This is a genomic window from Saprospiraceae bacterium (assembly GCA_016709995.1).
Lineage (GTDB): Bacteria > Bacteroidota > Bacteroidia > Chitinophagales > Saprospiraceae > JADJLQ01.
Genome location: JADJLQ010000001.1, coordinates 513344 through 528702, shown reverse-complemented (window position 1 = coordinate 528702; position 15359 = coordinate 513344). Strand labels below are relative to the sequence as shown.

The following is a 15359-nucleotide window of genomic DNA, read 5'->3' as shown; positions in this document are numbered from 1 at the left end:
GCCTCAGCATGAAATATTTGTACATAATTTTAGGATACCTGGCCGATCAGATATTACCCATTGCTGGGCTTTTCCATAGAGGGGCGCGGTCGTGGATTAACGGTAGGAAAAGTCAAACATATCCTGAAAACCTAAACCATCCGATATGGATTCATTGTGCATCGTTGGGAGAATTTGAACAAGGCAGACCACTGATAGAAGCCATAAAAACAGAATGGCCTGAGCAACACATCATTCTCACCTTTTTTTCCAGTTCGGGTTATAATATCCGTAAAAACTATGAATTGGCAGACTGGGTGGGTTATATGCCTATGGACACCCTTCCTAAAGCTAAGTCCTTCGTGAACAAGACTCGACCCAAAATGGCCTTATTTGTCAAATATGAATTTTGGTATTGTCATATGGCTGCTTTGATCGAGCAGGATATCCCTTATTTTTTCATTTCGAGTGTGTGGACAGACAGTCATTATTTGTTAAAATGGTATTATCGATGGCTCCTGAAGCAAGTATTCAATGCACGAGTGATATTTGTTCAGGATCAAGCCTCTAAACAAAAACTAACCTGGTTGGGATATCTACATGTTATCGTAGCTGGGGATACGCGGATCGATCGGGTAGTTGCGATCGCTCGAAATAATCTCAAAATCGAAGAGTTTGAGAATCTTGATACCAAGAAACCCATTTTAGTAGCCGGGAGTACCTGGCCTGCGGATGATCAATTATTATTACAATTTTTAGAGCTCGTTGACACCCATAGCTTAATCATTGTGCCGCACGAACCCATAGAGTCGGAGATCAACAGATTATTGAAAGCATTTGATCGATATCAACCGGTGAGGTATTCTACTTGGATTCAAAACGATTTTAAAGTATTGATTTTGGACAAAATTGGGATGCTTAACAAGCTTTATGCTTATGCAGAGGTAGCCTATATCGGTGGCGGATTTGGCAGAGGGATTCACAATACACTAGAGGCTGCAGTCTACGGAATACCGGTGTTCTTCGGACCGCACTACGAACAATTTAATGAGGCAAAGTCTATGATCACTATCGGAATTGCGTTTTGTGTAGAAGACGCTCAAACTATGGCTTTAAAATGGAAAAATATCATTCCTGACAAAGTGCAAGATATTAAGAACCAATCTGGCAGATACTTCTCAGAGAATGCAGGCGCAACAGCTACAATCATTGATTACCTTCGCCCATTGATACAGCAACCAAAATAATGGCAATTTTAGACGCGATAAGATCATTTTCAGGCACCGAAGTTTGGGTCATCGGAGATATCATACTGGATATTTATCTATATGGTAAGGTCGATCGCATATCCCCAGAAGCTCCTATCCCCATTCTCAACCATACCAATACCCGTCATGCATTGGGCGGCGCGGCCAATGTAGCAGCCAACCTGAAGGGACTTGGAGCAAATGTGAGCTTATTTAGCCTGGTCGGAGCTGACAAAGAATCAGAATACCTGGCTACTATGCTTGATCTTGAAGAAATAAACCATCATCTGGTCAGTGAACTTGACAGACCAACCACCTCTAAAACAAGGGTGATAGCCGGCAATCATCAAATGATCCGCATCGACCATGAAAGTACAGTAGATATAATTGATGAATCCCTCAAAGCTTTCCAGTCTACTTTCACAGAACAACTCAAGGTTTTACCTCCTCAGGCTATCGTCCTGGAAGATTATAATAAGGGGTTGTTAACCAATGAATTGATAACATTCCTCCTGACAAAAGCAAAGGAGCTTGAGATTCCTGTGATCGTAGACCCGAAGAAAAGTAATTTTTTTTCCTTCCAAGGATGTACCCTATTCAAACCTAACCTCAAAGAATGCGCCAGCCAGGTCCCCTTTCCGGTGTCAGCTGACAAAACAACTCTCGACAAAGCGGATAAATATTTCAGAAAAAAATTGAACCATCAAACCAGCATGATCACTTTAGCCGAACATGGCATCTATATCAGTGATGGTCATTCGAGCTTTATCGTGCCTACAGAAATCAGGCAGGTGGCAGATGTCAGTGGGGCTGGAGATACAGTCACCGCTGTAGCAACATTGGGTGTTATGAAAGCGTTATCTTTGATGGAAATTGCACAACTCTCCAACCAGGCAGCCGGACATGTATGCAGTATACCCGGAGTACATGCAATCCAACTTGAAGAACTAATTCATTTTTATCAATAGATCTATTTATTATTGCAGTTTCAAAAAACAATTTTGCATGTATAACCTTAATATTTTTAATAAAATAATATTTAATCATATGCTCAGATTCTGGTCATTCGTCGTTTTGTTAACTTTTTCCCTGATTGGGTATTCACAGTCAACCCTTAGGATTACTTCACCAGCTTCAATAGCCGGAGATATTGCCATTACAAAAGGACTGCTGGGAAATGGCTTTGTGGATACAATAAAGGGTGAACTCGTTTTTGCTAATAATGGAGCCGGCTCCAGCCTGGCATGTGATACCATCATGAATAATGTAAGTGGCAAAATCGTGGTCATTGATCGCGGTACTTGTACTTTTTTGGAAAAAGCACAGAAAGCTCAGCGAGCAGGAGCAAAAGCATTGATACTTTGTAATAATGTCACTAGTCCTGCAAGATTTATATTTGGTTTGCCAGATCCTTCGGTCACCATTCCATGTGTGATGATCTCCAAAGCGGACTGTGATAGAATAAGATCTGCTGCAAATGGCGCGCAAGCTTTTCTGTATTTTGCAGATCCTTCAGCTGGCGCACCAGTACTTTATTCAGAGACCTTCGATGGGGGTAAAGGCGCCTGGACCACTAAGGGTATCAGTGCACCAAGAGATACCTTTTTCTGGCATCCAAAAGGCATTAGTAATGGGGCTTTAAGTGGATTCAGAATTGATGCCCCCACTGCAGATAATGGTGCTATGGTCTTTGATGCTGACTTCCTGACCACAGATGGAGATACACTCAAAATTCCTAATGGACCTCCTCCCTACCCAAATCATGAGGGCGAATTGATCTCGCCCATCATAAATTGCAGTACTTTCAATTCCGTCACTTTAAAATTCTTTGAATTATTTGCAGGATTGAATGGAAGTTCTTCGATAGCGTACTCTATTGATGGTGGAACTACCTGGTCTAATCCAATTGCAGTCAATGAAGATGTGCTCCCTAACCAGGCTACACCTGGTGGCAAATTTATAAAAATGGAGCTACCCCAGTTAGCCAATAAAGCGCAAGCAAGGATAAAATTCACTTTTGACGGTGATTTTTATGCATGGATCATTGACGATGTGCAGCTTTTAGGCAGAGCCTCTGTCGACCTGGTCGTCACTGAGAATTTCTTTATGCCATTTAATTATGCCACTCCCTCATCACAAATCACTACAGACACCTCTTCATTTTGGGAGGAGATCACTAATTTGGGATCTGTGTCCGTGGGCAATGCGGTTGCTAAAGTACAGGTTTTGGATGCCTCCAATAAAGTGCTCCACCGTGATAGTGTGATCATTGCCAATATAGTTGGCAATAATTCTGACAGCTTGGTTATCAATTTTCCTAAATCATATATACCAGGGAAACTTGCTCAAGGCCTTTATAAAATAGTATACTCTATCGTCAACCCTGCCGGTATAGATGATGGCAATATCACCGACAATAAGCGGGAGATCAGTTTTGTCATTACCGACAACCTCTATTCTAAACATGATGGGACTCAAAATTCGAGAGGGTATCAGTGGCAATCTAACTTTCCAGTGGGCTAATCTCTATCTCACCAGCACCGATTGGAATGCTAATGATAAATTTACTGCAACTTCCGCAGGATTTGGAGCATTTTCTATTGGCGGTGATATCATGGCGGGCAAAAGCGTTACCATCTATCTGGCCAGATTTAAAGACAATATTTTATCAGATTTGTCAAACTGGGATTTGACAAAAGGGATCACTGCAAACCCGAGCTTAGAAATAGTCGGCACAGCTACCTATGATTTTAAAAATCAGAATTCTGAGCGGGCTGAGGTGACTTTACAAGAAATTCAAAATTTTAATGATGGTGTACCATTGAAAAAAGGGTCAAAATATTTGGTGGTGGTGTCCTATGCAGACGCCGCTAATAAGTTTTTGAATTACAATGAGTTAGATTATTATTACGACTTTGGCAGTTTTCTTTTCCTAATTAATGATGGTTGGAGTTTATTCCCTTATGCGCCTGAGATCAGTATGCGTATATCCTTAGCCACACCTGTAGATCAAATCACTTTACCGGAATACACCTTGCAACTCATGCCGAACCCCGCGACGGATTTTATTCGCGCTAATGTCAATTTTGAGAAAGCTACCAATGTCAATTTTGTCATCGCGGATATCCATGGCCGTGTATTGCAGTTTGAGTCTAAAAAGAATGTTCTGAAAGAGTCTTTCGATTTTAAAACGACATCTTTGGCTCCGGGCACATATCTGATGAGAATCTCTACTGATGAAGGGACCAAAACAAAGAAATTTATAATTCAGAGGTAAGTTTTATTATGGCAATCTTCTGTCTCAGATTCGCCATTTTACAAAATTCATTCACCAAAAAAAAGGTACAAATCCGGATAACCAGATTTGTACCTTTTTTTTTCACAAAACCTCTTTTTAACTTTTTCTAATACAGCGGTTTACCAACTAGCCCTCCTTATTTATCACTTAAAAAGACAGGCATATTTTTGCCGGCAGGCATGATGATTACTTTGGCATTTTGAGAGACAGCGATCTCTTTATTTGCTTTGATCATTTCATATTGTAATAACTTATCACTGAGACCGGTACTCAAAATTTTCTGATAGTCAGCTATCCCTTGTGCTTCTACTCTTTTTCTTTCAGCCTCTTGTCTTTCTTTCTGTAATACAAAGGTCATCTTTTGAGCATCTTGTTCCGCATTGATCTTTGATTCAATGGTTACCTTCACCGATTCAGGTAAAACAATGTTTCTGACCAATAAGGATTCGAGTTCAAGTCCACGACTGGCAAATTCATTTTTAATGCTTTCAAATATTCGGTTTTGGAACTCATCGCGCTTGCTGGAATACAAGGCTATAGCATCATAATATACTGCATTGTCCCGTAGTTTGGTCCGTACCATAGGTCTGATGATAACATTTCTGTAGTCTGTTCCAATTTCTTTCAGAATATCTGGTGCTTTAATAGAGACGACCCTAAATAGTACCGTTACATCAATGACTACCTCCAAGCCATCCGCTGACAAAACCCGGATTGCGTCATCACCCATTTTAGAGCCTTCATCCTGAACGCCTGACATGGTATAATTCTGTGTTTTAATATCAAACTCAGTCACTTTGATCAAAGGATTGACTATATTAAGTCCAGATACTAGTGTTTTCTGTTGTACTTTTCCAAACAATGATTGGACCCCGACTTTGCCTGCATCTATCTGCACTACCATAGATGATAGAAGGCCTGCAACGATCAGTAAGATGCCTACACCTTTACCAATGCCTGAAAATTTTGACAAAGGAGAATCCTTCCCCATGCCCTGTATAGAAAACAAAAACAATGCAATTCCGATAATTGTAATACTCATATATAACTTTTTTAAATGATTGGTTAGAAGTAAAGTTACCTTTTACTTGCCTTAAAACCTCATTTCTTAGACATTAGAAGCGATTTTGACTACCAATCGATACTCTTTAACGCAGAAAATCACCATAAAAAAGCCCCGGAACGAGTCATCCCGGGGCACCTACATTAATTTAAAAAGTCTGTAATGACCTAAGTCTTAGCCTTCTCCGCAGCCTTTTGCATTGGATTGATACCTGGTGCAGGAGTCACTTGTTTTTGCTTGAATACTTTGAATCGACTTGGAGGCGCTATCGGTTTGGTCTCATCTCCATACGAATTATTCGATTCATCTATATCCGCCGTTTCTCTAAATGGATCTAATTTGATGGAGGCGATTTCTTTGTCCTTGACAAAAGTCTTGGTGATCTTGTTTTCATTTTTCCTCCAGATCTGGGCTGGAAGTCGCTCAATTTCAGTGCTACCATCTTTGAATTTCCATTCAAGTATAATCGGCATCACTAAGCCACCTTTATTGCTGAAAGTGATCTCATAGGCATTTTTCTTTTCATATTTCATTTTTAAATTGGCATCCAAAGTGTCTTGATTGGCCAATGCTGCGACCTTATATTTAGTAGTATCGTATTTTTCGATTTCCCGGGCATATTTCCAATAAAAATCTCTTAAAGTGGTATCCTTGTCAGTAACAAATTTGATAGAGGTATCTTGTCGGTTGCGAATTTTTGACAGGTCTTCAAAATCATTTACATCCGGCTTGGGCAGACTGCGCATTTCGAAAGTATCTCTTGGACGAGCTGGTACTGCATTGACATCTGCTTTGGCAAACTTAACCGTATCAATCGAAATATCACACGCATCAATACTATAAAACCAACCTCTCCAAAACCAATCCAGATCTTCACCGCTGGCATCTTCCATGGTTCGGAAAAAATCTGCAGGTGTAGGGTGTTTGAATGCCCACCGCCTGGCATACTCTTTAAATGCCTGGTCAAAAAGTTCTCTGCCCATGATGGTCTCCCGAAGCATATTAAGGCCTGTTGCTACTTTGTCATAAGCATTAGGACCGAACCCAATGATGTTTTCAGAGTTGGTCATAATTGGCTCTAGCCGATCTTTTGGCCAGCTCATATATTCAGTGATTTTGTAGGGGACACCACCTTCTGATGGATACTTATTGTCCCATAATTCCTGGGTAATATATTGCATAAAGGAGTTTAGCCCTTCATCCATCCAGGTCCATTGTCTCTCATCGCTATTAATGATCATTGGGAAAAAATTATGCCCCACTTCGTGGATGATGACCAGGATTGCTGCATTTTTATTTCCTTCATTGTAGCTACCATCTTTTTCAGCTCTGCCAGGGTTAAAACAAATCATAGGATACTCCATCCCATTGGCAGCTTCCACGCTTTGAGCGACCGGATAAGGATAAGGAATCGTATGGTCAGAATAGGTCTTGATTGTATGGGCCACAGCTTTTGTAGAGTATTTATTATAGATTGGATAGGCTTCTTTGCCATAAAAGCTCATACACATGACTTTTTTGCCACTGACATTGATTGGCAAAGCATCCCAAACGAATTTTCGGGAAGAAGTCCAGGCGAAGTCCCGGACATTATTGGCTTTGAATATCCAGGTTTTTTTGGTTTTAGACTTATTCATCTCAGCAGTTTTTGCTTCTGCCAGGGTAACGATCTCTATAGGTTCAGTTGCAGTCTGTGCTTTTGCCCAACGAGATTTTTGTTCAGCGTTTAGATTAGTTAGGTAATTCTGGCACTCGCCGGTAGATCCTACTACATGGTCGGCAGGTACAGTCATTTGCACTTTATAGTTTCCAAAGGAAAGGGTAAACTCTCCGGTACCTGTGAATTGATGGTTTTGCCAACCGATCTCATCTCCGTACTTGCACATACGAGGGTACCATTGAGCAATGGTGAAAATATGATTGCCATCCTCAGGAAAATATTCATATCCGCCCCGAGCACCACCAAATTGTACAAAATCCCTTCGATCTGCTAATTTATAACTCCAATCTATCTTGAAGGCAAAACTAGTATTGGGCCGCAAAGGAGTCTTGAGCATGACTTTCATCATGGTTTTATTGAGCGTATATTCTAAAGGTTTTCCTGCCATATCCACTATTTTGTGAATGATATGGCCATATCCATTGTCCGTTTTTCTGGCTTCTACCGCATCCAACATCCGATCTGTCGCTACCGCCGGCAGGCTGCTGGTGTTTTGATAGTTGGCGTTATTAACCGTAGAGTGCTGGTTTTCATCAAGTTGCAACCATAGATAATTAAGCACATCCGGAGAATTATTAAAATAAGTAATCACTTCAGAGCCAGTCAACTTAAGATTGACTTCATCCAACTCACATTTGATATCATAGTCAGCGCGCTGCTGCCAATATTTTGTACCAGGAGCGCCACTTGCGGTACGGTACTCATTAGGCGTAGGGAGAATGCCGCCTAGCTGCTCAAATTTGTTACCATGATTGGAGGTGGATTGTGTAAAAGCCAGAAGGCTTAAGACCAAAAACAAAGTTGTAAAAAGACTTTTTTTGATTAGGAGTAAGTATTTCATTTTGAATATTTATAATTAACTGATGCAAATTTCGTAAAAATAGGAATGTCAGGTGAAAATTACTTGAACATATAAATCAAAATATAATAGATTGATTGAAGAATCAAAATAAAGAACAAATTTACAACCCTATTTACCTCCATTTGGGGGATAATACAATTTTATAGTTTGAACCCTTGAATCATTAGTCAAATAAAAGGCACCTACAGCTGCCTGATAAGGTGACGAGGGGCAAAGCGAAATCACATTTTTTAAAAAACGCGGAGCACAACCTATTTAGTATCAGCCAATGATGTACCAAATCAGCCACCGTTTAATTTGCCCTTAGATTCAATACACGCTCAACCACTTTTTCGATTGTCTTCTGACCGTCAACCTACTTAGAATGGTCACTCTAGGTGATTTCTCAAGTTTGTTTCTTCGAATAGCAATGACCGATCCAATAAATTAATTTGATATAAAAGCCTCTGGATTGGGATTTGGACCCATTTCAAATAAAAGATGACTGGATTGCATGATTTGTGAATAGGTGATGAATGGGGAAGTGATTTTTACATCGTCCAACCATACTCCCTGAATGTATTTATTGATAGTGGACAATTTATTAGCCGTTATTTTAAATGACTTTTCATGCCCATCTTTCGACAATTTCAAAGTGATGCCGGGTATTTGAGGCGCACCCAGGGCAAAAACTTCAGTGCCGGGAGTGACTGGATAAAATCCCATAACACTAAAGATATACCAGGCTGACATTTGGCCACAGTCGTCATTTCCATTGATACCGGTAGGCGCATTTCGATAGTTTTCCATAGAGGTAAGTTTCCTGATTAATTCCTGAGTTTTCCATGGTTGTCCGCAATAGTCAAATAGGTAGGAATAATGGTGACCCGGTTCGTTATCGTGCCGGTAATGATTTGAAGAAAAATTTTCATTGAGTTTAGCTGCAAATGCTGTCTTACCTCCGAGTAGATCGATAATACCATTTATATCATGCATGGCTCCAAACAAATAGGTCCATTTACCACCTTCGGTAAAACCCTCCTGGGTATTAGGAGTCCAATCTCCATTAAAGACACGCGCATTAAAAAAACCTGTTTTTTCATTAAACAAATTATAATAGTTTGTACTCCAGCGAATAAGGTTTTGATAATCCTCTGCATGCCCCAGACTTTTAGACATCTGTGCTATGCAATAATCATCTATACCAAACTCGATCGTCCTGGTGACAGATTCACGAGTCCTGTCCGACGGTACATAACCAATTGAATGATAATAAGTAAGTCCGCCCCTTGCTTCATAGAGCGTGCCTTCATCACGGTCACCCCAGGACTTTTCGGTATCATGGTTTGGTGGCTGAAAGGCATTTTTACGAACAGCTTCATATGCCAGATTGATATCATAATCCCTAAACCCTTTGATATAAGCATCTGCTATAACGGCATCTGCATGGGTGCCCACCATGATATTGGTATAAGTTGGATTGGGCCATTTAGGTAACCAGCCTCCTTCGCGGTACATCTGAAGCAATGATTGAATCATAGGCCCTACCCTTTCCGGATGCGTAAAATGAAGTAAAGGATGCAGCGCTCTGAAAGTGTCCCAGAGTGAATAATCATTGTATGACACACCCTGGTGAACTTTATCATCAAATGGGCTATAGTACTGTCCATATTCAGAAAATTCCCGGGGAAACAACATGGTGTGGAACAGAGCAGTGTAAAATATTGTTTTCTGGTCTTCATTGGCGCATTGAATCTGAAATTTGTCGAGGCTGGATGACCATGTCTTACCTGTAGCATTCACGACCTCATCAAAATCCCAATGAGGAATTTCAATTTCCAAATTTTTTCTAGCCTGTTCTATACTTATAAAAGAGGTTCCAATTTTAACTAACACTTTTTTGCGCATCCTGGTCGTAAACTCCACATAAGACCCCATTCTGGCTCCGTATTGATCCGTTCCTTTTACATTAATATCTGGTTCGCTGCGAAATGAATTCCATGTGGCAAAATTTTCAAAATCTCTGTCAAATTGAATTACAAAATAGCCTTTAAACCCAGGCAATTCAGGACCCAGATGAGATGACATTCGCTCTGGGTTGTATCCAGTGATCTCCCTGGACTGCGTATCAATATGGAGGTAACCTTGAAAAGATTTTTTATTTTCAGTGATATTTATTCCTTGTATGATGATTCTGGCCATTGAATCAGGATAAGTAAACCGAAAAATTCCACATCTGGAAGTTGCCGCTATTTCTCCTTTGATCTTTTGCTCACCATCTTGCATCAGCACCGAGTAATAATTAGGCCTTAAGTATTCGTCCTTGTGCGAAAACTTCAAAGCTCTGTCATTGGGCAAAAGCCGAAGGCTTCCAACTTGAGGCATGAGGCTCACATACCCATAATCCCCCATCCATACCGTCGGTTGATGGGTTGCCATGAAACCCTTCACCGTATTGTCTTCATACACATAAGGCATTTCGCTAATTTTATTTTCACGAGTTTGTGCTACAAAATTGGCCATAGCAAATGGCGGACCTACACAAGGCATGGTGCCACCACCATCTTTGCCTTCGCCAAAACCTTTGATAGAAGTTCCGATCAGAGGATTGACATAATCTAATGGCTTTTTTTCCTGCGATATTAAAGCAGTATTGTATGCGAGCGTCATGAATAATAAAAAATATTTCATATCTGCCATATATATTGAGATGTTCATTTATCCCCTGTAATACTAAGAATCTTTTTGCTCAGAGACAATAAAATCAAGATTAAAAGCGCTTGACTTTGATCATTGCATTAATGATAAAGTTTCCTCGGAAATAGATGTTGATGTTCGCATTTTCCCGGACGCCGAAAGAGTCTGCATAAATGATTTCTGCCTTTATTTGGAGTATACCCTTTTAGAATATTCAGTTTATCATCGGACTTGCATTGGTCAAAGAGTTTTTCTGAAAAATCACTGTATTGAGGGAAGTTTTAATCTAAGCCGAATTGAAGACAAGGGAAGCTGATTGAGCACAGATTTTGTGCTGGAGCATCATGCAATTCAGTGCCATTAAAAAAACAAATTTCATAGTGGCCAATCCTTTAATCAGGCCTCGTTGAGAATATCTTGGTATCCCCTTTTTCAAGGATTGGACTAAGATCCTTAATAATATTTTTGGATTGAGCTGCAATATTCGTGTTTTCATAAGGGTCCTTGTCATGATCATATAATTCTACCACAGGAGTCTCCTCTCTAAAATATTTGGTAAGTCTGTATCGGTCCGTTCTGACGGTAACCCCTTTGTTGAAATAACTATACGCGATATTATCCCACTTGCCATTTTTCGATTTTAGCAATAACTTTCTCAAACTTTTTCCATCATTACCATCGATACGTTTCAGATTACAGAGATCCATCAAGGTCGGGTATATGTCAATGGAGCTTACTACAGCATTTTGAACTATCCCACCGGACAAATTAGGGGTTTTGATGATTAAGGTGCTTCTGAGTGAGGTCTCTGAAAGCGTGTGTTTACCCCAAACACGGTGGTCGCCCAGATTCCACCCGTGATCACCCCAGACGACTACGATGGTATTTTTATCTAATTGCAGTCTTCGCAATTCGTCCAACACCTTACCAATTTGAGCATCTACATAACTGATACTTGCATAATAAGCATGTCGCACTGTTTTTGCATATTCATCGGAAAGAGGATGTTGGAGAGATGCTTTTTCCAGTCCGAGTTTGTATCGGTTAAATTCGTTGCTGCCAATCAAACTGGCTGGATGTACATCGAACGGCAAGTCTGGCGCATTTGTAAGAGATATATCCGACTCACTGTATAGATCCCAATATTTTTTAGGAGCATTAAAAGGAAGGTGGGGCTTAAAAAAACCTACCCCAAGAAAAAATGGTTGATCTTTCTTAGCCAGGTCATTTAATTTCTGAATGGCCAATTCGGCACTCAGACCATCAGGGTAATCCTCATCATTAACTTCCTCATGTTCAAATGGTTTTACCATACTATTTCGACTTTGGCGGTTACTTCCATCTGAATATCCAAAAAATGCATTCCATCCTGTTCCCCATTTACCCGGATTGAACAACATCTCATCCCAACTAAAAGGCATCTCCAATTTATTGCTTTTAGGTGCACTGTAATCATATACATAACCATCTGCAGAATGGCTGATTTTACCAATGCCAACAGTATAATATCCACTCCTTTTGAGGTAATCAACAAAAGATTCAGGAATGGCTGTCTTGCTCTTATTGCTAAGATTTAACTCAATGGCAGCATTGGTGATTTGATCTTTGGTGCGTGGCAGCTTGCCGGTCAGCAAACTATATCTGGACGCTCCTCAAGTAGGTTGAGTAGCAAAGTGACGGGTAAAAAGTGTGCCTTGGGAGGCCAGCGCATCAAGGTTAGGTGAATGAATTAATGCATTGCCATAACAATGCAGATCTGGTCTGAGGTCATCTACACATATAAAAAGTACATTCGGCCTGGTGGACCGATTTTCCTTTGCTTTAAATCCCCAAATAGAAATGGTGGCAATAAAGGTTAGTATAACTATGGTCGTTTTCATAATAAAGGTTAATAAAAATATAGCTTTTGAACATCTTCCTCTAAAAATCCATAGAATGAAGCTAAAAGGGAGTCATTCATGCTCCAATAGCTACACCATAGATAAAGCCCACAATAAAAAAATGAAAGACCAAGAGATTAAGTCAGAACAGACTAGTTGGTTGTCAAAAAAAGAAGCGGAGAGGGAGGGATTCGAACCCTCGGTACAGGTTTATGCCCGTACAACGGTTTAGCAAACCGGCCCTTTCGGCCACTCAGGCACCTCTCCGAACTATTCTATTGAATAAAGAAATGCAAAATTAAGATTTTTTGCCAATCCTCCAATCAAAATAATATAAAATGAAATATCAATGCTCTTTGATGTAATGAGCAGCTAAACCATCGCCAAAATCATTCTTTACATCCCTAAAAATGCTATGCACATGGTTGCCTTTATTCTGATAATTGTCATATTCTATTAAAAACTCAGGACTCTGCACACTATAATAATGTGTATGGCCTGGTGTGGTATCTTCTGACCCAGCCCAAATAAATCGAACATTGGACCAACCATTCTTTGCAATCCGATCCATCATGTCCTTGACAAAAAACTTAGATGACCTGCTTACATAATAAGTGACCAGGGCTTTTAAATTCTGTTGCTGCTTTGGGTTCATTTGATCATAGGACAGGCCGCCGGGAGTATTGACCGTAGAGGATCGTTCTTTATAGGTAAATATTTCTTTTGGTGTTTCAGCGGTGATGATGGCCTTGACTTTCTGATCCGGACTGAATGAATTCATGAGCGTATTGGCCAGGTCTAACTCTTTGCTCAATATTTGTCTGCCTTTGTCTGGTCCATCCAGCACAACAGCAGGATTGGAACAATAGACTGAGGGAGAAGCTGACACTATTTGGTCATTTTTGATCACATAGTTGAGACATATATGATGCCCCTCCAGTTTCCAACCCCATTCTGAATCCTTTTGATTTAATCCAAATATCTGAACAAAATATTTTTTAGGGTCTCTATAAGCATCACCTTCTGGTCTACCTTCAACTCCTCTGAGCACATTCTCAAGCCAGGCGGCGTTTTTGACTTTTAGCAAGGTCTCCTCACCTCCGGTGGCAACTACCAGTCGATAAAATTTTTCTACTTGCGCATCACTCATATCCCGCATGACCAATCCGGTTCGGTCGGTTCTGGGCACAAAATCCCAATTGGTACGTTGAGTGTCCGCATATGACTTTGACACGAGCGCCATTTGTTCGACAGTCAAGGACTTGACAAAATCATTTGCTGCGATAGACGGCTTTAATGCGGGCATAGCCTTCTGACCTATGCAGACCAGAGTAGCCAGGAGAAAAAATGAAGTGACTATACTTTTAATATGATTCATGCTAAATAAGTTTAAGTAAGTGCTTCAGTTAAAAGTGCTGGAGCTTTCCAAAGGTAAATAATATTTTCATGCATCGACCTCCCTATTTTCTGCCCTATCAGAGCTTCCAAAATATTCGTTTATTATACATCCAACGCAGTAGAACATAGAACAAACCCAAAAAACCAAGGGCGAATAACAAAGAAGAAACTTTTGGATCTAACCAGGATTGTTTGAGACCTTGATATAAAAAGCCTTTCAGTGTCATTTTTGTGCCCTGGTGCATCCAGGTGATCAGGCCCATAAGCCTGGCTACCAGGCTGCTGCCTACAAAGACCATCATCGAATTCATGCCAAAATACAGGAAATGATGTGTCCAGCGATCCATCTTTTTGATGTCAATAATATAAATAAGACTCGCCAAAACCATAAGCCCTAAACCCCCTGTGAAAACCACAAATGAACTGGTCCAAATCTTTTTATTAAATGGAAAAACCATATTCCAGAAATATCCAATGCAAAGTAAGATTGCTCCATAGAAAAAGATACGGTTGACTTTTTCACGCAGCGGATTGGGTCGTTTAATAGCCAATCCTGTTAGCACACCAATGATCCCTGTCCCACATGCAGGAAGTGTACTCAGCAACCCTTCCGGATCCCACACTTTTGAAGCTGACCACAAATGCCCTTTTAATAATTTATAATCTAGCCAGGCTCCCAGGTTAGTCTCAGGCTCCAGCGAGGCATAACCCAATCCTGGCACCCGAATCAGAGTCATCAAAGCCCAATAAACCAAAAGGATGATGATCAGAATGATAAATAACTCTTTGGGCTTAAATCGCAGATACAAAATAGCCACAAAGCCATACACCAGGGCAATTCGCTGAAGCACTCCCGGAATACGAATAGAACCTAATTTGTAATAAGGAAACCCGCTTAAAGCGAGCCCAATCAAAAAAATCAAGACTGTCCGCTTCAGGATTTTGAGATAAAGGTCCTTTTTTTTAAAACCTTCTATTTGTCTTGAACTAAAAGCAAGTGGTATTGCGACACCGACTATGAATAAAAAAAACGGAAACACAAGGTCTGTCAAAGTACACCCGTGCCAGTCTGCGTGTAAAAATGGATCAAACACCTGGCCCCAATCACCGGGGTTATTGACTATCAACATCAAAGCAAGGGTCATGCCTCTAAATACATCAAGCGCTACCAATCTTTTATTTTCCATAAGTAGGAGGGCTAAAATAATCGAAATGTATGCAAAGTCTTTTAAGTTT

9 protein-coding genes, 1 tRNA gene and 1 pseudogene are annotated in these 15359 nt (G+C 40.4%); 4 read left to right on the top strand and 7 right to left on the bottom strand.

All coding sequences use genetic code 11. From position 1 onward, the window contains the following. Positions 1-8: 8 nt before the first annotated feature. From IPJ09_02235 to IPJ09_02220, 4 genes are all read left to right on the top strand, one after another. Positions 9-1226, top strand: coding sequence for a 3-deoxy-D-manno-octulosonic acid transferase (locus IPJ09_02235; protein ID MBK7370259.1), 1218 nt, complete (start codon positions 9-11; stop codon positions 1224-1226). Then, complete coding sequence (locus IPJ09_02230) at positions 1226-2194, top strand: D-glycero-beta-D-manno-heptose-7-phosphate kinase (protein ID MBK7370258.1); 969 nt, start codon at positions 1226-1228, stop codon at positions 2192-2194. The genes IPJ09_02235 and IPJ09_02230 overlap by 1 nt, the downstream gene beginning before the upstream one ends. Before the next feature lie 79 nt (positions 2195-2273). Next, positions 2274-3749, top strand: a complete 1476-nt coding sequence (locus tag IPJ09_02225) for a hypothetical protein (protein ID MBK7370257.1) — start codon at positions 2274-2276, stop codon at positions 3747-3749. Further along, complete coding sequence (locus tag IPJ09_02220; GenBank protein ID MBK7370256.1) at positions 3691-4503, top strand: T9SS type A sorting domain-containing protein; 813 nt, start codon at positions 3691-3693, stop codon at positions 4501-4503. Before IPJ09_02225 ends, IPJ09_02220 begins: the two co-directional genes overlap by 59 nt. A 157-nt stretch (positions 4504-4660) precedes the next feature. On the opposite strand, the gene IPJ09_02215 is transcribed toward IPJ09_02220, so the two are convergent. The 7 genes and pseudogenes from IPJ09_02215 to IPJ09_02185 all read right to left on the bottom strand — a co-directional run bounded on the left by IPJ09_02215 (position 4661) and on the right by IPJ09_02185 (position 15310). Beyond that, positions 4661-5566, bottom strand: coding sequence for a prohibitin family protein (locus tag IPJ09_02215; protein MBK7370255.1), 906 nt, complete (start codon positions 5564-5566; stop codon positions 4661-4663). A gap of 188 nt (positions 5567-5754) precedes the next feature. Further along, positions 5755-8148, bottom strand: a complete 2394-nt coding sequence (locus IPJ09_02210; protein ID MBK7370254.1) for a M1 family metallopeptidase — start codon at positions 8146-8148, stop codon at positions 5755-5757. A gap of 447 nt (positions 8149-8595) precedes the next feature. Next, on the bottom strand, positions 8596-10839 hold the full coding sequence (locus IPJ09_02205) for a GH92 family glycosyl hydrolase (GenBank protein ID MBK7370253.1): 2244 nt from the start codon (positions 10837-10839) through the stop codon (positions 8596-8598). A gap of 398 nt (positions 10840-11237) precedes the next feature. Beyond that, positions 11238-12725: pseudogene (locus tag IPJ09_02200) on the bottom strand (sulfatase). A 176-nt stretch (positions 12726-12901) separates the two neighbouring features. Then, positions 12902-12992, bottom strand: a tRNA-Ser gene (locus IPJ09_02195). A gap of 79 nt (positions 12993-13071) precedes the next feature. Then, a complete protein-coding gene (locus tag IPJ09_02190) occupies positions 13072-14103 on the bottom strand; it encodes a DUF3500 domain-containing protein (protein MBK7370252.1) in 1032 nt (343 codons plus the stop codon). 97 nt (positions 14104-14200) lie between these two features. After that, positions 14201-15310 carry a DUF5009 domain-containing protein gene (locus IPJ09_02185; protein ID MBK7370251.1) on the bottom strand — a complete coding sequence of 370 codons (1110 nt, stop codon included), beginning with the start codon at positions 15308-15310 and terminating at the stop codon, positions 14201-14203. Positions 15311-15359: the final 49 nt, after the last annotated feature.

Coding starts and splice junctions, on each gene's coding strand:
- IPJ09_02235 (MBK7370259.1), top strand. CDS start 9: ATGAAATATTTGTACATAATTTTAGGATACCTGGCCGATCAGATATTA.
- IPJ09_02230 (MBK7370258.1), top strand. CDS start 1,226: ATGGCAATTTTAGACGCGATAAGATCATTTTCAGGCACCGAAGTTTGG.
- IPJ09_02225 (MBK7370257.1), top strand. CDS start 2,274: ATGCTCAGATTCTGGTCATTCGTCGTTTTGTTAACTTTTTCCCTGATT.
- IPJ09_02220 (MBK7370256.1), top strand. CDS start 3,691: ATGATGGGACTCAAAATTCGAGAGGGTATCAGTGGCAATCTAACTTTC.
- IPJ09_02215 (MBK7370255.1), bottom strand. CDS start 5,566: ATGAGTATTACAATTATCGGAATTGCATTGTTTTTGTTTTCTATACAG.
- IPJ09_02210 (MBK7370254.1), bottom strand. CDS start 8,148: ATGAAATACTTACTCCTAATCAAAAAAAGTCTTTTTACAACTTTGTTT.
- IPJ09_02205 (MBK7370253.1), bottom strand. CDS start 10,839: ATGAAATATTTTTTATTATTCATGACGCTCGCATACAATACTGCTTTA.
- IPJ09_02190 (MBK7370252.1), bottom strand. CDS start 14,103: ATGAATCATATTAAAAGTATAGTCACTTCATTTTTTCTCCTGGCTACT.
- IPJ09_02185 (MBK7370251.1), bottom strand. CDS start 15,310: ATGGAAAATAAAAGATTGGTAGCGCTTGATGTATTTAGAGGCATGACC.